Consider the following 19,621-nt stretch of genomic DNA (forward strand, 5'->3'; position numbering starts at 1 on the left):
TCGCAGCCTATGGCTTTCTGATCGCCGAGCAGGCGACGATTCCCCCCTCAGGACCACGTTCCGCCCCGTCAGTCCCGGTACCTCGCTTACCCGACGATTATCGACCGAGAGGCTCCGCCCACGCGGCCTGAACGCCACGTCCCGAACTCGATCGCAACCATGCGCGCCCGATTGATCCGCATGCTCATTAAAACCTTGCCGCGATGTCCATGCTGTGGCATCGGCGCAGCATCCAATGGACGACGACGCCCATGACGCAGTAAGATTAGCCCGCGGCTGCGCAAAGCGCAGTCCGCGGGCGTAATCCACCTCTTCTGCTTCCGCGGATATGGACAGTGGTGGGTTACGCCTTCGGCCAACCCACCCTACGGCTCTTCAAATCGTCACCACGATTTTCCCGAACTGCGTATTCGACTCGAGGAAACGATGCGCCTCGACGATGTCCTCGAACCGAAACGTTCGGGCGATGATCGGCTTCAACGTGCCGTCCGCCAGCCCATCGAGGATGAAAGCCTTGGCCTTCGAAAGGCGCGCGGGATCGCGGATGATCTCGTGCACGAGATAGCCGCGCAAGACCAGGCTCTTGGTCAGCACGTTGAACAGCGGGAACGGCGTCGGCTCGGGACTCAGGCCGCCATATTCGATCAAAATGCCGCCCGGCGACATCGCCGCGGTCAGCGGCTCGAACGCGGGGCCGCCCACCGCGTCGAAGACCACACGTACACTGTTTGAACCGGCGATCTCCTCCAGCCGCGCTCGGATGTCCTCTTCGGTCGACGCGATGACGTGCGGTGCGCCGACATCGCACAACGCTCGTCGCTTGGCCGATGTCCGCGTCACGGCGACCGGGATAGCGCCGATCCGGTTCGCTATCTGAATGGCCGCAAGCCCGACGCTGCTCGATGCCGCCGTGATGGCGATGACGTCCCCTCGCCTGAGCCCGGCGATGTCGACCAGCGCGCCGTAGGCCGTGAGATACTGCATCCACATCGCAGCCGCCGTCTCGAAATCCAGCTCGGGCGGATGCTTGACGACGAGCCCGGCGGGAAACGTCGCGAGCTCGGCATAGGCCGGCCATCGCACCATCGACAGCGGCGGCACGATGCTGACGGCGTCACCCGGCGCGAAGCCGGGAACATCCTCTCCGACAGTCTCGACGATGCCCGCCGCCTCCAGCCCAAGGCCCGACGGAAAGCTCGCGGTCTCGATATAGGTCCCCGTCCGCAGCAGGGCTTCGGCACGATTGAGGCCGAGCGCCTTGACCCTGATCTGCACCTCGCCCTGTGCGGGTGGCGCGGCGTCGACGGTCTCGATGTGCAGCACTTCGGGACCGCCATGCTGATGAAAGCGAACGATTCGGGCCATTGAATCCACTCCAAAACAATTGAACTGAATGGAGCTATGCCGCGCCCGCGGAAGCGGATAAATCGCCTCAAGAAGCGAACAGTCGAAACCAGGAGTTTCAATGATGGACCGCCTGACCAGCATGGCCGTGTTCGTCAGGGCCGTCGATCTCGGCTCGTTCGCGGCCGCAGCCGACGCCTTCGAGATATCAGGGCCGATGGTCGGCAAGCATGTGCGCTTCCTCGAAGACCGCCTTGGCGTCCGCCTGCTCAACCGCACCACGCGCCGCCAGAGCCTGACTGACGCTGGGCAAGCCTATTACGAGCGCTGTCGTGCCGTGCTCCGCGAAGCCGAGGCCGCCGACGCCGTCGTCGCCGACGAACTCTCCGAGCCGCGCGGCAGGCTGCGCGTGACCATGCCAGCCCTGCTCGGACGGCACTGCATCGCTCCCTTGCTGATGAAGCTCGCGCGAAAGTACCCGCATCTCGAGCTCGACCTCGCCTTCGGCGACCCGATCGCTGACATCATCGAGGCCGGCTATGATCTCGCGATCCGGACCGGCGATCTCGACGACCAATCCGGCCTGATCACGCGGCGCATCGCGAGCCAGCGCATGGTGGTGTGCGGCGCACGGTCGTATCTGCGCGCCAATGGCAAGCCGAAGACGCTCGACAATCTCGCCGCGCACCAGGCGATCATCTACCGCCGCTCCGGGCGCGTCCGGCCTTGGCTGTTTCCGCGAGCGGACCAGCCTCCACGCGAGGTCATGCCGGTAGGCAGGCTGAGACTCGATGATCTCGAGGCCATTGCCGACGCCGCCGCGCAGGGCATGGGTCTGGCATGGCTGCCCTATTGGCTGGTCCGCGAGCGCCTCAGCACTGGAGCGCTGGTCGGCCTGTTCGGCGGACAGGGCGAATTTCTCTACGACTGCCACGCGCTGTGGCCGCGTTCACCCCGCATGCCGCCAAAGGTCCGCGCCGCCGTGGATATTCTGGCGGCAGCCCTGCCGAAGCTCATGACGTGACAGTCGCCCCCGCTCCATTAACCCCCCGTCCACCATCCGGCCCGCCCGGACGCCGGTAACCATTGGAATTAACAGACCCTCAACGTACCCCCGACAAATCTATCAATGTTTCTGGAGATTTCGCCGTGGATCTGTTGGTTTTCGAGTTCCTGGGATTGGCGCTGGTTGCCATGTGCCTGGTCGTGGTGGCACTGCCCTGCGCCCGCAAATCTTCGCACCCGATCCGTTACGAATAGGAATTTCGGCCCAGGGAAGCGATTCCGGTCCAAATGCAAGGCTCGAATTCGCTTAGAGCCCCTTGACATCACAGCGCTTTCGGCAGAACGGCTGATACCAAGTGTCATGGGCCGTTCATGGATTTGATTACCACCACCGCTGACCTCGCGGCTGCCTGCAGCCGGCTGGCCAAGCACCCCGTCATTACCGTCGATACCGAGTTCCTGCGCGAAACCACCTATTACCCGCTGTTGTGCGTGGTGCAGATGGCCAGCCCCGAGGAAGCGGTCGTCATCGACACCCTGGCCGAGGGCATCGACCTCAAGCCGTTCTTCGAGCTGATGGCCAACGAGAGCGTGCTGAAGGTTTTCCACGCCGCGCGCCAGGACATCGAGATCATCTGGCACCAGGCCAACATCATTCCGCATCCGGTGTTCGACACCCAGGTCGCGGCGATGGTGCTCGGCTATGGCGACAGCATCGCCTATGACGCCCTGGTCGAGAAGGTCACCGGCCATCGCCCGGACAAGACCCATCGCTTCACCGACTGGTCGCGTCGGCCGCTGACGAAGGAGCAGATGCATTACGCGGTCTCCGACGTCACGCATCTGCGCGACGTGTTTGCAGCACTCGACGCCGATCTGAAAAAGCGCCGCCGCAGCGAATGGGTCTCCATCGAGATGGAGGTCCTGACCTCGCCCAAGACCTACGACTTCCACCCCGAGCGCGCCTGGGAGCGGCTGAAGACGCGGGTGCGCAAGCCGAAGGACCTCGCGGTGCTGATGGAGGTTGCGGCCTGGCGTGAGCAGGAAGCGCAGAGCCGTGACGTGCCGCGCGGCCGCGTGCTGCGCGATGAGGCCGTCAGCGACATCGCGACCCACGCCCCGAATACGATCGAGAAACTCGCCCATCTGCGCTCGGTGCCGAAGGGTTTTGAGAAGTCCAAATGGGGCGCGGATATCGTCGCCGCCGTCGCGCGCGGGCTGGCGCGGGATCACTCGACGCTGCCGAAGCTCGAGAAGCCGCGCAACAACAACAATGGCGCCGCGACCGTCGAGCTGCTGAAGGTGCTGCTACGCATGACCGCCGAGCGCCATGCGGTGGCGAGCAAGGTGATCGCCACCGTCGACGATCTCGAGGAGATCGCGGCCGACGACGAGGCCGACGTGCCAGCGCTCCGCGGCTGGCGCCGCGAGCTGTTCGGCGACAACGCGCTGAAGCTGAAGCGCGGCGAGCTGGCGCTTGCGATCGAGAAGGGTCGCGTGATCGGGGTGACGCGGGCGGAATCGGTTAAACCGTCATCCTGAGGTGCGAGGCGTGCGGTGCAAAGCACCGCACGGGGAGCCTCGAAGGATGAGCGGCCCCGCTGCGGCCAGTCGGGCCGTCGCCCTTCGAGGCTCGCCGAAGAGGCGAGCACCTCAGGGTGACGGGGTTAGACTGACGCCCCCGACGAAGCGAGAGAACCTCTACGCCTGCGGCAGCTTCGCCACTTCGCTCTTCATGTCATCGAGCACCCCTGATATCGCAGCGATCAGCTCGTCGATCTGGGCCTTGGTGACGATCAGCGGCGGGCAGATGGCGATGGCGTCGAGCATGTTGCGCGAGATCACGCCGCGCTCCTGCAGCATGCGGCTCGCCATGCCGCCGACGGCGCCGGGCGTCGCCGCTGCGGTCTTGCGGCCCTTGTCGAGCACGAGCTCGATCGCTGCAATCATGCCGACGCCGCGGACCTCGCCGACCAGCGGATGGCTGGTGAGCTCGCGCAGCTTGCCCTGCATGTAGCCACCGAGCTCGGCGGCATGCGCGACCAGGCCACGCTCCTCGATGATCTTGAGGTTTTCCAGCGCAATCGCCGAGCCGACCGGATGGCCGCCCGCGGTGAAGCCGTGGCCAAGCACGCCGATCTTGTTGCTCTCGTCCGCGATCGGCTCGAACATGCGGTCGTTCATGATGATCGCCGACAGCGGGAAGTAGCTCGAGGTGATCTGCTTGGAGACCACAATCGCGTCCGGCTTGATACCATAGGTCTCGCAGCCGAACATCTTGCCGGTGCGGCCGAAACCGCAGATCACCTCGTCGGCGATCAGCAGGATGTCGTACTTGTTCAGGACCTTCTGGATCTTGTCCCAATAGGTCGCCGGCGGCACGACGACGCCGCCCGCTCCCATCACCGGCTCGCCGAAGAACGCCGCGATCGTGTCAGGCCCTTCCTTCTGGATCAGCGCGTCGAGCTCCTCGGCCCGGCGCGTCGCGAACGCCTCCTCGCTCTCGCCCGGTGCGCCGTCCTTGTAGAAATGCGGCGAGCCCGTGTGCAGGATGTTCGGCAGCGGCAGGTCGAACGAGCGGTGATTGTTGGGCAGGCCCGTGAGGCTCGCCGACGCGATGGTGACGCCGTGATAGGCGCGCATGCGGCTGATGATCTTCTTGCGCTGCGGCTGGCCGAGCGCGTTGGAGCGGTAGGCGATCAGCTTGAGGACGGTGTCGTTCGCCTCGGAGCCGGAATTGGTGAAGAACACCTTGCTCATCGGCACCGGTGCGAGCGCGACCAGCTTCTCGGCGAGGTCGATCGAGGGCCCGTGCGATTTGGCCGAGAAGGTGTGATAGAACGGCAGCGCCTGCATCTGCTTGTGCGCGGCCTCGACCAGCCGCTTCTCGTTGAAGCCGAGCCCGACGCTCCACAGGCCCGCCATCGCCTCGAAATAGCGCTTGCCCGATGCGTCGAAAACGTAGGGTCCCTCGCCGCGCTCGATCACCAGCGGACCGGCCTGCTGATGGGCGCGCGCGTTGGTGTAGGCGTGGAGCTGGTAGGCCACATCCCGGGCTTCTTGCGAATTGGGCAGCATGGACATTGCAGGGATCCCTTGCGTCATCTCGTGGCCGGCGCGGCCAGCATCGCTCGATTATCGAGTTCCTTGTATCAAGTTACTTGGCTATTGCGATGACGCAGAACTTGCAACGCCAATTCGTCGGCAGCAAGCGCTCAGCAGCGATGCACAAAGCCGCACACACGACAGCGCTCAGGCCGCGCCATCGTCATTCCCCTCGTCGTCGGCTGCGGCTTCCCTCACCTCGACCAGCGCCATCGACAGCAGATAGACGGTCGTGGACAGACCAATCCGGCGCGCCGCCTCGACGGCACGCGACAGGTCGCTCGCCAGCTCCTTGAGCTCGTCCGCCCGAGACAATGTCCCACCCATCCATCCGCCGATCGCGTCTGTCTAGACTGCGACGGCGCCGCTGGTCCTGATCAGTTCGGCGCTGGACTGGAGTGTAGCAAAGCTGGCGATGACATTCACCACCGACTGCTTATAGGCGTCCGCCTCGCCTGTTCCCGGCTGCCTACAGGCCACCGCGTCGGCGACCACCTGATAGCGGTCGCTGCGGTGAAATCCCTCGACGACAGTGGCCAGGATGGTCTCGTCGAGGGAAAAACCTGTCACCACGCAGCGCAGATTGCGGATGCTGGACATGTAGTCCACGAAACGCGACGAGCTGTAGGCCGACGGCAACGGGTGCTCGAACGTCATCTCACCCGGACGCGGCTTCGCCTCGGCGATCCAATCGGTCAGGCTGGATGACGGATTGAACCACGCCGCCTGCGCGATGCGCTTCAGATGCATCACCGGCCAGAGGTTGCCGCGCCACAGTGTCAGCAATTCCAGGCAGCGCAAAGTCGCTGCGTCGCCATCGAGAATGAGGTGGCGACGCCCAGGGGTCAGATATTCGACCTGGAGATCCGCGCAGACCAGGACCAGCGGATCGTCGTGAACGGAGACCGGCATCATCTTGCGCAGAGCTGCACCAGTTTCAGTTGTCGGCGAGCGCGAGGTCCCGCAGCGGCGATGTCACCGCGCGCCCCGCCGAGGCATCGAGCACGCCCGGACGATCCCAATCGCCTTCGGGCCGAATGATCACGTAGGGATCGCTGTCCAGCGTGATGGCGTCCGGCCCCGGCTCGATCTCCAGCAGCATTTCCGTGTAGGAGAAATCCGAGAAGGTGATCTTGCGATTGTGGCCGAGCGGCTTGGCGCCGAAATGAGCCCAGAAACCCACCAGCCGGTCCTGGGCCTGGCCGTAGATCTTGCGGAACCCCTTGCGCTTCACATAGTCGACGCTGGCCTGCACCAGCTTGAACGAGATGCGCGAGCGCCGATATTGGTGACGCACGGCTAGCCGCTCAACCTTGGCGAAGTCGCCGAAGAAGCGCACCCGCAAACAGCCTGCCGGCTCGTTGCCGATGTAGCCGATGAAATGTGCGGCAACCATGTCATTGCCGTCGAACTCCTCATCAAAGGGGCAATCCTGCTCGGCGAGATAGACCGCGGAGCGAATGGCCGTGACCAGCATGAGGTCGCTCGGATCGCGCGCAAGGCGAACGGTGATGGCGCGGGAGTCGGGCTTGGCGAGAGGAATCCTAGTGCCGTGCATCTGAAAAACTCCTTGCTTGGATGATCGCGCCCGGCATGAGCATCGGCTGCCGATGCCAGGGGCGCTCGTAACACCAGAGATCGGGCTGGAAGCTGGCAATGGGCGCGAAGCCCGTTGCCTTCATGATTTCGCGTCCGGCCACGGTTGACGGCTGCGCATAGCAGTCCGCGCCGCGAAACCTTATCTGACGGAGATGAGCCGCGGCCTTGCCGAGACCGGCGATGCCGCGGCCGGTCGCCGCAATCGCCCAGATGTAGATCGCCGAAACATCCTCCTTCGCCGCGGCGAGATGGTGCGTGTCGGGCGCGGTCAGGCAGATATCGTCGAGCAGCAATGCATCATGTCCGCGATCGCTGAGAAACAGGAAGGCCATGCCGCCGAGCAGATTGCCGTTCCGACTGAACGTCAGGATGCTCTGGGGATCGAGGGCGAAATATTTCGCAAGCTCCATCGCCCCGATCTGCACGCCCGGCACCAGCCGATGCGCCATTTCCGAAAGCACTGCGATTTCCTCAAATTGCGCGCAACGGACATCCACGTCGGGGCTCAGCGGCAAGGCATCGAAATCATGCCTTGCGGCAAACGAGCCCCTTTCAATACTCATGTCGTCCCTCTATCGTTCATGGGTTTTGTACGCCGCTATGAGGAGAAGCTTAGCGGCTGGAGATCAGGAGTATGCAGCAAGTATTGCACCGGGGTGCTGCAATGATGCAGCACCATGAAGAGGCGCTAAATGCGTCCTGGGACGATTTGAAACTTTTTTTAGCGTGCGCAAAATTTAAAAGTTTCCGAAATGCAGCCGAAGAGCTCGGGCTCACCTCGACCACATTGATGCGCCGGATCGACCGGCTCGAAGAGAGCATCGGCTGCAAGCTTTTCCTGCGCGACCAGAGCGGGCTCACGCTCAGCGACGAAGGCACCGCGATGATTGCCGACGTCGCGCATATGGAGCGTCACGCCTTCAACGTCTTCCGCCGCGCCTCGCGATCATCCAGCGATACGTCGGGCACGGTGCGCGTCGCGGTGACGGAGGGCCCCGGCAATTTCTGGATCCTGCCGCGGCTGATCGACTTCCAGAAGACCTATCGCAAGATCACCGTCGACCTGCGTTGTGCGATGGAGCAGGCCGACGTCGCGCGGCTGGAGTCGGACATTGCGATCCAGCTCGAGCCGCCGACCAATCCCGATCTCATCGTCGCCAAGCTCGGCCGGCTGCACATCTATCCCTTCGTCTCCAGGGACTATGCGGACCTCTACGGCGTGCCGGCGACGCTCGCCGAATTGCCGAGCCACCGCATCATCAAGCAGAGTGCGCCGCAGGTCGACGACGGCGCCTATGCCCGCGTGCTCGGGTTGAAATCGCTGGAAGGCATCGTCGGGATCAAGACCAATTCTTCCGTCGGCGTGCTCTATGCGGTCGAACGCGGCGCCGGCATCGGCTTCCTGCCGACGGTGTCGATCGCGCTCGGTGCGCCCATCGTCGCCGTCGACCTCGGCGTCAGCCACCACGCCGACCTCTGGCTGACCTATCACAAGGAGTTCCGCGCCTCCGAGCGGCACAAGATCGTGGTCGACTGGCTGAAGAAGATCTTCGATCCCAAAACCCATCCCTGCTTCCGCGACGAGTTCATCCATCCGAACGCGCTGGTGCCGATGATGACGGCCGCACGCGATGGCTTTGGATTGTCTGGATACGTTGCAGCGACGCCGAAGTAAGCGCGTCCTACCACCGATATTCGAAGCCGACCGCGCCCTGGTGCGACCTCAGTTCGTTGCGGAACTTGCCGTCGTAATTGACGTAGAGCCGCGCGGTGTTGGTCAGGCTGAGTGACGCCGAGGCGCCGGCGTCCATGCCGTAACGGCTCTCGCCGATGCCGGGGACGATGATGTTCTGGGTGCCGAGGCTGACCTGGACCGAGCCCAAATCCTGATAGAAATTGTCGACGAACTTGCCGTAGGCCGAGAGGTCCAGGATCTTCTGGTCGAAGATGAAGTAGCGCCCGATCTCGGCGCCGATCATGACGCGCGCGCGAGAGAGCGCGCTCGAGCCGACGCTGAGCGGATCTAGCCCGCCGGCCTCCTGGAACGCTGCGCCGGTGGCCCGCACATATTCGAGCGCACCCTTGGGCACGATGCGCATCTGGTCCTTGGTCCAGTAATAGCTGATCTCGGTCAGCGCGCCGTCGACCGTGGCGCGGTAGCCCGCCGTCGCAAAGCCAAAGCCGGTGTCCCGGCTGGAATGGACCTTGCCGAAACCGTGCACCACCGCAAAGGCCCAGGTCCACGGTCCCTTGTCGACGGAGCCGTTGAAGCCGATCTGGGTCAGGTCGAGCGTCGCCGACTGCAGCGCGAGCGGGACGTCGATGTCGGTATGACTCTGGTCGACGGAGAAGCCGAGATTGACGCCCGGCGCGATCCGCGCACCGAAGCCGGCGACGCCGCCGAACGTCTTGCGCTTGTCGCCGACGAAATCGCCCTGCGGATCGGTGCGGACCGAAACGCCGTAGCCTTCGTACCAGGTGCGGTAGCGCGGATCCTCGGTGCTCACCGAGGCCCCGCCACCGCCGGGGTTGGCGCGGGACGCCCGGTTGACGCCGCCGGAGGCCTGGTTACCGAGGCGCGACAAAAATCCCGAGCCGAGATTGAGCGTGCTGTTGCCGGCCGACTGGTCGTAATTTGTATCGGTAGCTGTCGGGACCGGCACCGGGGTCGGCGACGGCGTGGGCGTGGGCGTCGGAGACGCAGTCGGCGTCGGAGACTGCGCAAAGCCTGATGTCGCCGGCATCATCACGATGACTGCAAAGACCACGGCGATCGCCGTCACAATCCGGCGGACACGGTCCAGCCCGATCGTCTGCCGTGGCCCGAAGGGCTGCAAGGCGCAGCGCATGACGACAATTCCCAAAGCAAAAGGCGGCTCGCAAAAATGCAACACCAACGGCGAGCAGGTGGGGCGATTTGTGCTGAACTGCCACGACGGGTCAACCGTTTGCCGGGCGATCGCGGAGGCTATTGCCCTCGGTTGTGGTTCCGCTGCCACAGGTCGCAAATAGCGGATTGCGATACCCGCCACGGCCTTGAAATCCGCGTACGGCTTGCTAACGCGCGATTTTCATGTTGCAATATCGGACACAATCGGAATTGGCGCTCGGCTGTGCGTTTCGCGACATTGAGACTCAAGACTCGAACAGACTTCCGGAAGCCCGTTTGTGGCGTGGCACGCGAAAAGCGGCCGCGTCTTTTTTGTATCTAGCGGAGGAGACTACGATGCCACAAAAGGGCACCGTCAAATGGTTCAACCCGACCAAGGGCTATGGGTTCATCAAGCCGAACGGCAGCGATAAGGACGTGTTCGTCCACATCTCGGCCGTCGAACGGGCCGGACTCTCGACCTTGAATGAGAACCAGGTGGTTGAATACGACCTCGTGGAGAACCGCGGCAAAGCGTCCGCGGAGAACCTCAAGGTCTCCTGATTTCTCTCAAAGCCAAAGCGCGAGAGATCATGACGTTGCCCCCGGCTCTGCCGGGGGATTTTGTTTGTGCGCCATCTCTCCATTGTAACCTCTGAATTTCCGGTTATATTGCCGGACATTCGGATGGAGGTGAGCCGTGGCAACCAAATCCCAGCGAAAGGCAACCCGAAGCCATCGGCGCCGCGCTGCGGCGCGGGGTCTTGTGCGGGTGGAAGTCCAGGCCGCAAAGAAGGACGCAAGCCTTATCCGTGCTTTGGCCGAAACCCTGCGCGACAAACCAGCGAGAGCCGCGGCACTTCGATCGACACTTGCCAGCGCCCTCCTCAATCCCGGCATCAGGACGGCGTTTGACGTCTTTGGTTCCGAGCTTCCGGACGAAGCCTTCGACGGGGTGTTCGATCAGCCACCGCGCGACAGCTGGCGAGAGGTCGACTTGTGAAGTTTCTGATCGATACGAACGTCATTTCAGAAATTCGCAAGCGCGAACGCGCCGACGCCAATGTCATTCGATGGGTTAACCAGACCTCAGCGGAAGACATCGGGACCAGTGTCCTGGTTCTAGCCGAAATTCGTCGGGGCATCGAACTGAAAAGGCGAAACGATCCGCTCCAGGCGAAGTCTCTCGACCGATGGTTTTCGCAGATGAGGATCCGGCTTGCCGATCGGGTTCTCCCAATCGATGAGACCGTCGCCGAGACCTGGGCTCTCCTTGGAATTCCCAATCCGCTGCCGCTCATTGACAGCCTTCTCGCAGCCACGGCCAAGGTGCATCGCCTGACATTGGTGACGCGCAACATTGTCGATATCGCAGCGACGGGCGTATCGTTGCTCGATCCGTTTTCAACGCAGTAAGAGTTCGAGGGAGCCTTGTTTTGCAAGGAGTTCGCGAGGTCTAGATCGAGGACTTTCGAAATCGCGCAAGCGCGTCTTCCCAGGGAGTAGCGTCGGAAGATGATGAACACACCCGGCCCGATCGACAAGTATGGGACCGTTTCCGGCAAGTCGGGAACCAGAGTTGCCGGTTTCGATATATTCTCGGGTATTGTAGAACAATACCCACCCTTCTGTGACCTCAAGCGTCTGCTCGGAAACAAGCGCAAGATCATTGCCGCAGGCAATGCCGACTTTCATCACTTCGGCTTCGGCAAGTGCCATAGCCTGGTCGGGCGACATCAGGTGATGACCACAGGCGCGACCAGAAAATTCTCCGACGCCGAGCTGCCCGCCGTCTTGCAGACATCGCCTTCGATCCGGACCTTGCCGGTCGCAAGCAGGCTCAGTGCCGCAGGATAGATGCGGTGCTCGACTTCGAGGATGCGCTCCGACAGCGTCTCGGCCGTGTCGTGATCGCTGACGGGGACCGCGCCCTGCATCACGATCGGGCCCGCGTCGGTCTCGGGGATCACGAAGTGCACCGTCGCGCCAGACAGTTTGACGCCGGCGCGCAAAGCCTGGCCGTGCGGGTCGAGGCCCGGGAACGACGGCAATAGCGAGGGATGGATGTTGAGCATCCGCCCGTACCACGCCTTGGTGAACTCGGCGGTGAACAGGCGCATGAAACCGCCGAGGCAAATCAGCTCGATGCCGTGCTGGTCGAGCGCGGCCTGCAGCACCGCCTCGAAGCCGGCGCGATTCTTGCCGAACGGCCTGCTCTCGATCACCAGCGTTTTCACGCCCGCCGCCTTGGCCCGTTCGAGGCCGGGCGCGTCGGCCTTGTTCGAGATCACGAGGGAGATCTCGGCCGGAAAATCCGCCACAGCGGCTGCCTTGATCAGCGCGGACATGTTGGAGCCGCGGCCGGAGATCAGGATGGCGACGCGGCGCTTCATCATAGCGCCAGGTCGAGATGGCCGTTATAGACGACGCGATGCTCGCCCTCGGCCGGGATCACGGTGCCGAGCTGCGCCACGGCCTCGCCGGCATCGGTGAAGACCCGCACGACCTCGTCAACCTTCTCAGGCTCGACGATCGCAATCATGCCGATGCCGCAGTTGAAGGTCCTGAGCATTTCGAGCTCGGCGATGCCGGCTTGCGCCGCCAGCCATTTGAACACCGGCAGCACCGGCAGGCGCGCCAGATCGATGCCGACGCCGAGATGGCTCGGCAGCACGCGCGGAATGTTGTCGGTGAAACCGCCGCCGGTGATGTGGGCGAGGCCCTTCACCGCAGCCGTCTCGCGGATCGCGCGCAGGCAGGATTTGACATAGAGCCGCGTCGGCGTCAGGAGCGCGCCGCCAAGCGTCATCACGGGCGCGAACGGCGCCTGCGCCTCGAAGCCGAGACCGGACTGTTCCACGATCTTGCGCACCAGCGAGAAGCCGTTGGAGTGCACGCCCGAGGAGGCGAGGCCGATCACGACGTCGTCCGCGGCGATATCCTTGCGCGGCAACAACGTGCCGCGCTCTGCGGCGCCGACGGCAAAGCCGCCGAGGTCATAATCGCCATCCTTGTAGAGGCCGGGCATTTCGGCGGTCTCGCCGCCGATCAGGGCGCAGCCGGATTCGCGGCAGCCTTCGGCAACGCCGGCGACGATCGAAGCGGTGGCCTCGGGGTCGAGCTTGCCGCAGGCGAAATAGTCGAGGAAGAACAGCGGCTCGGCGCCCTGAACCACGAGGTCGTTGACGCTCATGGCGACGAGGTCGATGCCAATCCCGCCATGCAGGCCGGTCTCGATCGCGATCTTGACCTTGGTGCCGACGCCGTCGGTGGCCGCGACCAGGACGGGGTCGTTGAAACCGGCCGCCTTGAGGTCGAACAGGCCGCCGAATCCGCCGATCTCGGCGTCGGCGCCGGGCCGTGCGGTGGCGCGCACCATCGGCTTGATCAGGTCGACGAGGCGGTTGCCCGCGTCGATATCGACGCCTGAATCGGCGTAAGTGAGGCCGTTTTTGCGGTCGGTCATGCCCGATTTCCAGTGGGTTTGCGGCTGGTTACGTCGAATTCCGGGGACGCGCAATGGCAAGCGTGGCGCCCCGCCCTATACTATGTAGATATCAACCGGTTCAGCCTCCAAGGGGCCGGATTCGAGGTCAGGCCGGGTGCCGGGAAGCGCCGCGTGAGTATTCCGAACATCATTACACTGGGCCGCATCGTGCTGGTCCCGATCATCGTCTGGGCCATCGTGTCGAGCCAAATGGAGGTGGCATTTGCCGTCTTCCTGATCGCGGGCATCAGCGACGCCGTGGACGGTTTCCTCGCCAAGCGCTTCAACATGACGAGCGAACTCGGCGCCTTGCTCGATCCGCTGGCCGACAAGGCGCTGCTGGTGTCGATCTACCTGTCCCTCGGGATTTGGGGCGACATCCCGCGCTGGATCGTGATCCTGGTGGTGTCGCGCGACATCATGATCGTCACCGCGGTGATCGTGTCCTGGCTGTTCGACAAGCCGGTCGAGATGAGGCCCTCGAAGGTATCCAAGCTCAACACCGCGGCCCAGGTCGCGTACGCGGCACTGGTGCTGGCCGCCCTCGCCTTCGGCTTCAAACCGGGGCCCTATGATATAATCCTGATGGGCCTCGTCACGGTGTTCACGCTGTCTTCCATTTCGCTCTATCTCGTCGAGTGGCTGCGGCACATGAGCACGATCGAGGCCAAATGAGCCGGGAGGCGGCCCCGCAAAAGGCCAACTCCGATCGAATAAGGTCGAATCTCTTCAGACAAAGCCGGCGCGCCGGCACGGAGCAAAGCAAGCGTGGCAGGCCGCGTTCATCCCCGACAATTGGCGTTTTCGCTTCCGCACGCGGAGAGCCTCAGCCGGGACAATTTTCTCGAGGGCCCCGCCAATGCCGCCGGCCTTGCTCTGATCGACGGCTGGCCGGAATGGCCGAACCGGGTCATGTGGCTCGCAGGTCCCGAAGGCTCAGGCAAGAGCCACCTCGCCGCGATCTGGGCTGAGGAGGCCGGCGCCCGCTCGACCACAGCCAATGCGCTGACCGCAGCCAGCGTCCCCGGAGCGCTCGCGACAGGCGCGCTGGTGGTCGAGGATCTCAAGGCCAGGAAATTTGACGAGCGCGCTCTCTTCCATCTGATGAACCTCGCCCGCGAGGACGGCGCCTACGTGCTGTTCACCGGACGCGAGGCGCCGGCGGCGGTCGAGGTCGAGCTCCGCGACCTCCGCTCCCGGCTCCGGACGATTCCGGTGATTTCGCTGGCGCCTCCGGACGACCAGCTGTTCCGCGGCCTGATCATCAAGTTCTGCGCCGACCGCCAGCTCTCCGTGGACGAAAGCGTGGTGAGCTACCTCGCGACCCGGCTGGAGCGGTCGTCGGCCGCGGCCCGCCGCGCGGTGGAACTGCTCGACGGCGAGGCCCTGCGGCTCGGTCGCCCCGTCACCAGGGTGCTCGCCGCAGAACTGCTTCGGGACGCCTGACCGCCAGCCGCCGCTTGACGCGGTGCCGCGGCGGAACATCAATGTCATCGAAACGTCATCGCACTAACACATGCTCCGGCCGGTTTTGCGCATAAGTCGCAAATTGGGGCGAACTGGATGGACCGACTTCTCATGGATTCCGCGCAAGCTGTTGAAACGAAAGAGAAAGCAACGGAAGCCGAGGGCCTGCCGGCGATCGCCACAAGCCCGGAGCGATTCATCAATCGCGAGCTCTCCTGGCTGCACTTCAACCGCCGCGTCCTGGAGGAATCGGTCAATCCCAGCCACCCCGTGCTGGAGCGGGTGCGATTCCTGTCGATTTCGGCGAATAACCTCGATGAATTCTTCATGGTTCGCGTCGCCGGCATCAAGGCGCAGGTGCGCGAGGGCATTGCCGAGCGCGCCCCCGATGGCCTCACGCCATCCGAGCAGCTCGCGCTGATCAACCGCACCGTCTCGCAGCTCGCCGGCGATCAGCATGCGATCTGGGCCGGTTTGCGCGGCACGCTCGCCGGCGTCGGCATCGTGCTGGTCGACGGCAAGGACGTCACCAAGGCGGAGCGGACCTGGCTCGAGGACTATTTCCTCAACAACGTGTTCCCGCTGCTGACGCCGCTGGCGATCGACCCGGCCCACCCCTTCCCGTTCATCCCGAGCCTCGGCTTCACCATCGCACTCCAGCTCACGCGCGAAGCCGACGGCAAGCCAATGAACGCGCTGATCCGCATGCCCGGCAAGATCGACCGCTTCATCCGCCTGCCGGCCGAGGGCAAGGTCCGCCTGATCTCGCTGGAGCAGGCGACGAGCCTGTTCATCAACCGCCTGTTCCCCGGCTACAGTCTCCACGGCCAGGGAGCCTTCCGCATCATCCGCGACTCCGAGCTCGAAATCGAAGAAGAGGCCGAAGATCTCGTCCGCCTGTTCGAGACCGCGCTGAAGCGCCGCCGCCGCGGATCGGTGATCCGGCTTGAGATCGACGCCAAGATGCCGGAGGAGCTGCGCAGCTTCGTGCAGCACGCGCTATCGGCAGCCGACGACGAGGTGTTCCTGGTCGACGGCGTGCTCGCCATGAACGAGCTGTCGCAGCTCACCCGTCTCGACCGGCCCGACCTCGAATTCACTCCTTACGTGCCGCGCCATCCCGAGCGCGTACGCGAGCATGGCGGCGACATCTTCGCCGCCATTCGTCAGAAGGACCTGATCGTCCATCACCCCTACGAATCCTTCGACGTGGTGGTGCAGTTCCTGCAACAGGCCGCGCGCGATCCTGACGTCGTCGCGATCAAGCAGACGCTCTACCGCACCTCCAACAACTCACCGATCGTGCGTGCGCTGGCGGAAGCGGCCGAAGCCGGCAAATCCGTCACCGCGCTGATCGAATTGAAGGCGCGCTTCGACGAGGAGGCCAACATCCGCTGGGCACGCGACCTCGAACGCGCGGGCGTGCAGGTCGTCTACGGCTTCCTCGAACTGAAGACGCACGCGAAACTCTCGATGGTGGTGCGCCGCGAGGGCGGCAGTCTCACCACTTACGTCCATACCGGCACCGGCAACTATCATCCGGTCACCGCGCGTATTTATACGGACCTCTCCTACTTCACCTCGGATCCGACCATCGGCCGCGACGCCGCGCGCGTGTTCAACTTCATCACGGGCTACGCCGCACCGAGCGATCTGGAAAAGATGGCGGTGTCGCCGCTGACCCTGCGCAAGCGCATCATCGAACACATCCAGGGCGAGACCGAACACGCGCGTCACGGCAAGCCCGGCGCGGTCTGGATGAAGATGAATGCGCTGGTCGACCCCGATATCATCGACGCGCTCTATGAGGCGTCACAGGCTGGTGTCCAGGTCGAGCTCGTGGTGCGCGGTATCTGCTGCCTGCGTCCCGGCATTCCCGGCCTGTCCGAGAACATCCGCGTCAAGTCGATCATCGGACGCTTCCTGGAACACGGCCGAATCTACTGCTTCGGCATGGGCCAGGGCCTGCCGAGCGCGAAAGCGGCTGTGTATATCTCGTCCGCCGATATGATGCCGCGCAACCTCGACCGCCGCGTCGAGGTGCTGTGCCCGCTGCAAAATCCCACGGTGCATCAGCAGGTTCTCGAACAGATCATGGTCGCGAACCTGAAGGACAATGAGCAGAGCTGGCAATTGTTGCCGGACGGGTCCTCAACGCGTATGAAGACCGCGAAAGGCGAGGAGCCTTTCAACGTGCACAACTACTTCATGACAAATCCGAGTCTGTCTGGCCGTGGAAAGTCGCTCAAGGAATCCTCGCCGCGCCGTCTCACGCGCCGGAACGAACGCCATCAGTCCTGACCGGAGAACTTTGTCGTGAAACGGCCGCGCAAGCGTGGCGCTAGCGTCGCGGTCATCGACATCGGCTCCAACTCTGTTCGTCTCGTCGTCTACGAGGGACTGACACGGAGCCTGATTCCGATCTTCAACGAGAAGACGCTATGCGGCCTCGGACGCGAGGTGCAGAGCACGGGCCTGCTTGCACCCGATGCCGTCGACAAGGCGCTGACCTCGCTCAGGCGCTTCCGCGCGTTGTGCCGCGTAATGCAGGTCGGCCGCGTGTTCGCGATCGCGACCGCCGCCTGCCGCGACGCTTCCAACGGCCCCGACTTCATCGCGAAAGCCGAGCGCATCTGCGCCGTGAAGATCGAGATCCTGTCGGGACCGCGCGAAGCGAAGCTGTCGGCGCTCGGCGTGATCTCGGGCATTCATCATCCCGACGGCATCGTCGGCGATCTCGGCGGCGGTTCTCTCGAACTGATCGACGTTCGCAGGAACAGCGTGCGCAGCGGGGTGACGCTGCCGCTTGGTGGCCTCGCGCTGCAGGACCTCGCCCACAAATCGCTCAAGCGCGCCGACCGCATCGTACGCGAGGCAATCGACGAGGTGCCGCAGCTTGCCGCCGGTCGCGGCCGCACCTTCTACGCCGTCGGCGGCACCTGGCGCGCGCTCGCGCGCATCCACATCATCCAGAGCGGCTATCCGCTCCAGGTGATGCACGGTTATTCCATTTCTGCTGCTGAAGCGCTCGATTTTTCACGCCGGCTGCGGCGCCTCGCCGCCGTCGACATGCTCGCCGACATCGAGGTCGTCGCGGATGCGCGGCGCCCTCTCCTCACCTACGCAGCGCTGGTGCTCGAGCACATTATCCGGGTCGCAAAACCCAAGACGATCGTGTTCTCGACGTTCGGCGTGCGCGAGGGCCTGCTGCACGAGAAGCTGCCCGACTCCGAGCGCAACAAGGACGGGCTGATCTGCGCCGCCGAAGAGCTGAACCAGCTCTTGTCACGCTCGGCTAAGCACGCCCGCGAACTGATTGCCTGGACCGATCGTCTGGCGCGTGTGGTGAAGCTGCGCGAGACCGAGGAAGACCGCCGCCTCCGTCACACCGCCTGTCTGCTTTCCGACATCGGCTGGCGTGTCCACCCCGACCATCGCGGCGAGCAGACGCTGAGCCTCGTGGTCAACGCCAATTTCGGCGCGATCGACCATCGTGAGCGCGCCTTCGTCGGCCTGTCGGTGTTCTATCGCTATGCCGGCTTGAGCCAAGAGAACCAGCCGCCGCTGACCGTGCAGGAACTGCTGACGCCGGCGCAGCTCGAACGCGCCCGCCTCCTTGGCGCGGCGTTCCGTGTCGCGCATCTGATCTCGGCGGCGCGCCCGGGCGTGCTGCCGGCCACGCATTTCCGCAGCCAGACGCGCAATCTGATGCTGGTGTTCGAGCACAGGCTCGGCGATCTCGTCGCCGACCGCGTCGGCAGCCGTTTCAAGCAGCTCGCCCGCCTGATCGGGCGATCCGGTTCGATCGTTCGGCGTTAGTTCACCTCTCCCCAGCGGGGAGAGGTGAAGCACCTCTTCCTCGCAGGAGATTATTCCGCCGAGACCTTGGCATGCTGTTCGGGGGCCTCGAGCGCGGCCTGGCTCAGGCTGCGCCGGCGCCAGATCGAGCCGACCAGCAGCACGACGACGACACCAAGCGCGGCGCAGAGATATTCGGCGCCTCCGCCGCCATGGGCGAATTGTGGCGGGATGTGCAAGCTGCCGAGCATCCTGTCCAGCGAGGCGCCGAGCGGACCTTCGGATAGCGTGTGCAGCTTCGGCGCGATGCCGGGATCGGTCGCGATCACCTCGCCCGCGATCCAGCCGAGCAGCGCCGCACCGGCCCAGACCAGGATCGGCAGTTTCGAGAGCAGCGCCATGATCAGCGCCGCACCAGCGACGATCAGGGGCACGCTGATGGCAAGGCCGAGCACCAGCAGCGGCACGCTGCCGTTGGCGGCCGCGGCAACCGCAATGACGTTGTCGAGGCTCATGACGATGTCGGCGACGACGACGATCTGCACCGCCTGCCACAGATGCGAGGCCGACTCGACGCCGTCCTCGTCCTCGTTTTCCGGCACCAGCAGCTTGGCCGCGATCACGATCAGCGCGAGCCCGCCGACCAGCTTGAGGTACGGCAGCGCCATCAGGCTCGCGACGATGCCGGTAAAGATGATCCGCAGCAGCACCGCCGCGCCCGCGCCGAGCACCATGCCCCACAGCCGGTGCCGCGGCTTGAGGCCGCGGCAGGCGAGCGCGATCACCAGCGCGTTGTCGCCGGACAAAAGGATGTTGATCCAGATGATCTTGCCGACCGCAATCCAGAAGGTCGGCTCGGCCATCTCATTGCGGAACTGGGTGAAGAATGCCCCGATCGTGGCGGGATCGAAGATCTGCCAGAGCCAGTTCACAATCAGTCCTTTCGC

General features: G+C 64.2%; 21 protein-coding genes. 10 read left to right on the plus strand and 11 right to left on the minus strand.

What is annotated here, in order from left to right; all coding sequences use genetic code 11:
- Positions 1 to 375: 375 nt before the first annotated feature.
- Positions 376 to 1,365 (minus strand): zinc-dependent alcohol dehydrogenase family protein, encoded by a 990-nt coding sequence (locus tag YUA_RS0138185; RefSeq protein WP_027535370.1) that lies wholly within the window; start codon positions 1,363 to 1,365, stop codon positions 376 to 378.
- Positions 1,366 to 1,468: 103 nt separating this feature from the next.
- Here YUA_RS0138185 and YUA_RS0138190 point away from each other — a divergent pair, with 103 nt between their 5' ends.
- Both YUA_RS0138190 and rnd read left to right on the plus strand, forming a co-directional pair.
- Positions 1,469 to 2,368: a LysR family transcriptional regulator gene (locus YUA_RS0138190; RefSeq protein ID WP_027535371.1), complete on the plus strand. Its 900-nt coding sequence runs from the start codon at positions 1,469 to 1,471 to the stop codon at positions 2,366 to 2,368.
- Positions 2,369 to 2,721: 353 nt separating this feature from the next.
- A complete protein-coding gene (rnd, locus tag YUA_RS0138200; RefSeq protein ID WP_027535372.1) occupies positions 2,722 to 3,891 on the plus strand; it encodes a ribonuclease D in 1,170 nt (389 codons plus the stop codon).
- Between the two features lie 159 nt (positions 3,892 to 4,050).
- Here the strand turns inward: rnd and YUA_RS0138205 are convergent, their stop codons facing one another.
- The 5 genes from YUA_RS0138205 to YUA_RS0138225 all read right to left on the minus strand — a co-directional run bounded on the left by YUA_RS0138205 (position 4,051) and on the right by YUA_RS0138225 (position 7,616).
- A complete protein-coding gene (locus YUA_RS0138205; protein WP_027535373.1) occupies positions 4,051 to 5,433 on the minus strand; it encodes an aspartate aminotransferase family protein in 1,383 nt (460 codons plus the stop codon).
- A 168-nt stretch (positions 5,434 to 5,601) separates the two neighbouring features.
- Positions 5,602 to 5,781, minus strand: a complete 180-nt coding sequence (locus YUA_RS50655) for a hypothetical protein (protein WP_156947574.1) — start codon at positions 5,779 to 5,781, stop codon at positions 5,602 to 5,604.
- Positions 5,782 to 5,802: 21 nt separating this feature from the next.
- The gene (locus YUA_RS0138215) at positions 5,803 to 6,366 is read right to left on the minus strand and encodes an isochorismatase family protein (RefSeq protein WP_027535374.1); all 564 of its coding nucleotides are present in this window, start codon (positions 6,364 to 6,366) and stop codon (positions 5,803 to 5,805) included.
- Positions 6,367 to 6,391: 25 nt separating this feature from the next.
- Positions 6,392 to 7,012 carry a GNAT family N-acetyltransferase gene (locus YUA_RS0138220; RefSeq protein ID WP_027535375.1) on the minus strand — a complete coding sequence of 207 codons (621 nt, stop codon included), beginning with the start codon at positions 7,010 to 7,012 and terminating at the stop codon, positions 6,392 to 6,394.
- Positions 6,999 to 7,616 carry a hypothetical protein gene (locus YUA_RS0138225; protein WP_027535376.1) on the minus strand — a complete coding sequence of 206 codons (618 nt, stop codon included), beginning with the start codon at positions 7,614 to 7,616 and terminating at the stop codon, positions 6,999 to 7,001. The genes YUA_RS0138220 and YUA_RS0138225 overlap by 14 nt, the downstream gene beginning before the upstream one ends.
- A 71-nt stretch (positions 7,617 to 7,687) precedes the next feature.
- On the opposite strand from YUA_RS0138225, the gene YUA_RS0138230 reads away from it, so the two are divergent.
- Positions 7,688 to 8,728 carry a LysR family transcriptional regulator gene (locus tag YUA_RS0138230; protein WP_027535377.1) on the plus strand — a complete coding sequence of 347 codons (1,041 nt, stop codon included), beginning with the start codon at positions 7,688 to 7,690 and terminating at the stop codon, positions 8,726 to 8,728.
- Between the two features lie 7 nt (positions 8,729 to 8,735).
- On the opposite strand, the gene YUA_RS0138235 is transcribed toward YUA_RS0138230, so the two are convergent.
- Entirely contained in the window at positions 8,736 to 9,902 is a 1,167-nt protein-coding gene (locus YUA_RS0138235) for an autotransporter outer membrane beta-barrel domain-containing protein (RefSeq protein WP_027535378.1), read from the minus strand.
- A 377-nt stretch (positions 9,903 to 10,279) separates the two neighbouring features.
- Here YUA_RS0138235 and YUA_RS0138240 point away from each other — a divergent pair, with 377 nt between their 5' ends.
- From YUA_RS0138240 to YUA_RS0138250, 3 genes are all read left to right on the plus strand, one after another.
- Positions 10,280 to 10,486, plus strand: coding sequence for a cold-shock protein (locus YUA_RS0138240; protein ID WP_007591938.1), 207 nt, complete (start codon positions 10,280 to 10,282; stop codon positions 10,484 to 10,486).
- 136 nt (positions 10,487 to 10,622) lie between these two features.
- The gene (locus YUA_RS0138245) at positions 10,623 to 10,925 is read left to right on the plus strand and encodes a hypothetical protein (RefSeq protein WP_156947576.1); all 303 of its coding nucleotides are present in this window, start codon (positions 10,623 to 10,625) and stop codon (positions 10,923 to 10,925) included.
- Positions 10,922 to 11,338, plus strand: coding sequence for a type II toxin-antitoxin system VapC family toxin (locus YUA_RS0138250; protein ID WP_027535380.1), 417 nt, complete (start codon positions 10,922 to 10,924; stop codon positions 11,336 to 11,338). Before YUA_RS0138245 ends, YUA_RS0138250 begins: the two co-directional genes overlap by 4 nt.
- Here the strand turns inward: YUA_RS0138250 and YUA_RS49335 are convergent.
- The 3 genes from YUA_RS49335 to purM are packed head-to-tail and all read right to left on the minus strand — an operon-like array spanning position 11,327 to position 13,388.
- Positions 11,327 to 11,659: a YrhB domain-containing protein gene (locus YUA_RS49335; RefSeq protein ID WP_084293133.1), complete on the minus strand. Its 333-nt coding sequence runs from the start codon at positions 11,657 to 11,659 to the stop codon at positions 11,327 to 11,329. The genes YUA_RS0138250 and YUA_RS49335 overlap by 12 nt on opposite strands.
- Positions 11,659 to 12,315, minus strand: coding sequence for a phosphoribosylglycinamide formyltransferase (gene purN / locus YUA_RS0138255; RefSeq protein ID WP_027535381.1), 657 nt, complete (start codon positions 12,313 to 12,315; stop codon positions 11,659 to 11,661). The genes YUA_RS49335 and purN overlap by 1 nt, the downstream gene beginning before the upstream one ends.
- Positions 12,315 to 13,388 (minus strand): phosphoribosylformylglycinamidine cyclo-ligase, encoded by a 1,074-nt coding sequence (gene purM / locus YUA_RS0138260; RefSeq protein ID WP_027535382.1) that lies wholly within the window; start codon positions 13,386 to 13,388, stop codon positions 12,315 to 12,317. Before purM ends, purN begins: the two co-directional genes overlap by 1 nt.
- Positions 13,389 to 13,541: 153 nt before the next feature.
- Between purM and YUA_RS0138265 the strand changes: the two genes are divergently transcribed.
- The 4 genes from YUA_RS0138265 (at position 13,542) to ppx (ending at position 18,695) form a co-directional block, all read left to right on the plus strand.
- Positions 13,542 to 14,084: a CDP-alcohol phosphatidyltransferase family protein gene (locus tag YUA_RS0138265; RefSeq protein ID WP_027535383.1), complete on the plus strand. Its 543-nt coding sequence runs from the start codon at positions 13,542 to 13,544 to the stop codon at positions 14,082 to 14,084.
- Positions 14,085 to 14,177: 93 nt separating this feature from the next.
- A complete protein-coding gene (locus tag YUA_RS0138270) occupies positions 14,178 to 14,855 on the plus strand; it encodes a DnaA ATPase domain-containing protein (protein WP_027535384.1) in 678 nt (225 codons plus the stop codon).
- A 132-nt stretch (positions 14,856 to 14,987) separates the two neighbouring features.
- Positions 14,988 to 17,177 (plus strand): RNA degradosome polyphosphate kinase, encoded by a 2,190-nt coding sequence (locus tag YUA_RS0138275; protein ID WP_027535385.1) that lies wholly within the window; start codon positions 14,988 to 14,990, stop codon positions 17,175 to 17,177.
- Positions 17,178 to 17,192: 15 nt separating this feature from the next.
- A complete protein-coding gene (gene ppx, locus YUA_RS0138280; RefSeq protein WP_027535386.1) occupies positions 17,193 to 18,695 on the plus strand; it encodes an exopolyphosphatase in 1,503 nt (500 codons plus the stop codon).
- Positions 18,696 to 18,745: 50 nt separating this feature from the next.
- Here ppx and YUA_RS0138285 read toward each other — a convergent pair whose 3' ends face one another.
- Positions 18,746 to 19,606 carry a TerC family protein gene (locus YUA_RS0138285; RefSeq protein ID WP_027535387.1) on the minus strand — a complete coding sequence of 287 codons (861 nt, stop codon included), beginning with the start codon at positions 19,604 to 19,606 and terminating at the stop codon, positions 18,746 to 18,748.
- Positions 19,607 to 19,621 lie beyond the last annotated feature (15 nt).

Origin of the sequence: Bradyrhizobium sp. WSM3983, from assembly GCF_000473045.1 — a bacterium.
GTDB lineage: Bacteria > Pseudomonadota > Alphaproteobacteria > Rhizobiales > Xanthobacteraceae > Bradyrhizobium.

Excerpts from the sequence above, each read along its gene's own strand:
- YUA_RS0138240 (WP_007591938.1), top strand. The coding sequence starts at position 10,280 with ATGCCACAAAAGGGCACCGTCAAATGGTTCAACCCGACCAAGGGCTAT.
- YUA_RS50655 (WP_156947574.1), bottom strand. The coding sequence starts at position 5,781 with ATGGGTGGGACATTGTCTCGGGCGGACGAGCTCAAGGAGCTGGCGAGC.
- YUA_RS49335 (WP_084293133.1), bottom strand. The coding sequence starts at position 11,659 with ATGTCGCCCGACCAGGCTATGGCACTTGCCGAAGCCGAAGTGATGAAA.
- YUA_RS0138190 (WP_027535371.1), top strand. The coding sequence starts at position 1,469 with ATGGACCGCCTGACCAGCATGGCCGTGTTCGTCAGGGCCGTCGATCTC.
- YUA_RS0138230 (WP_027535377.1), top strand. The coding sequence starts at position 7,688 with ATGCAGCAAGTATTGCACCGGGGTGCTGCAATGATGCAGCACCATGAA.
- YUA_RS0138275 (WP_027535385.1), top strand. The coding sequence starts at position 14,988 with ATGGATTCCGCGCAAGCTGTTGAAACGAAAGAGAAAGCAACGGAAGCC.
- purN (WP_027535381.1), bottom strand. The coding sequence starts at position 12,315 with ATGAAGCGCCGCGTCGCCATCCTGATCTCCGGCCGCGGCTCCAACATG.
- YUA_RS0138220 (WP_027535375.1), bottom strand. The coding sequence starts at position 7,012 with ATGCACGGCACTAGGATTCCTCTCGCCAAGCCCGACTCCCGCGCCATC.
- rnd (WP_027535372.1), top strand. The coding sequence starts at position 2,722 with ATGGATTTGATTACCACCACCGCTGACCTCGCGGCTGCCTGCAGCCGG.
- YUA_RS0138225 (WP_027535376.1), bottom strand. The coding sequence starts at position 7,616 with ATGAGTATTGAAAGGGGCTCGTTTGCCGCAAGGCATGATTTCGATGCC.
- YUA_RS0138205 (WP_027535373.1), bottom strand. The coding sequence starts at position 5,433 with ATGTCCATGCTGCCCAATTCGCAAGAAGCCCGGGATGTGGCCTACCAG.
- YUA_RS0138235 (WP_027535378.1), bottom strand. The coding sequence starts at position 9,902 with ATGCGCTGCGCCTTGCAGCCCTTCGGGCCACGGCAGACGATCGGGCTG.
- YUA_RS0138185 (WP_027535370.1), bottom strand. The coding sequence starts at position 1,365 with ATGGCCCGAATCGTTCGCTTTCATCAGCATGGCGGTCCCGAAGTGCTG.
- YUA_RS0138215 (WP_027535374.1), bottom strand. The coding sequence starts at position 6,366 with ATGCCGGTCTCCGTTCACGACGATCCGCTGGTCCTGGTCTGCGCGGAT.
- purM (WP_027535382.1), bottom strand. The coding sequence starts at position 13,388 with ATGACCGACCGCAAAAACGGCCTCACTTACGCCGATTCAGGCGTCGAT.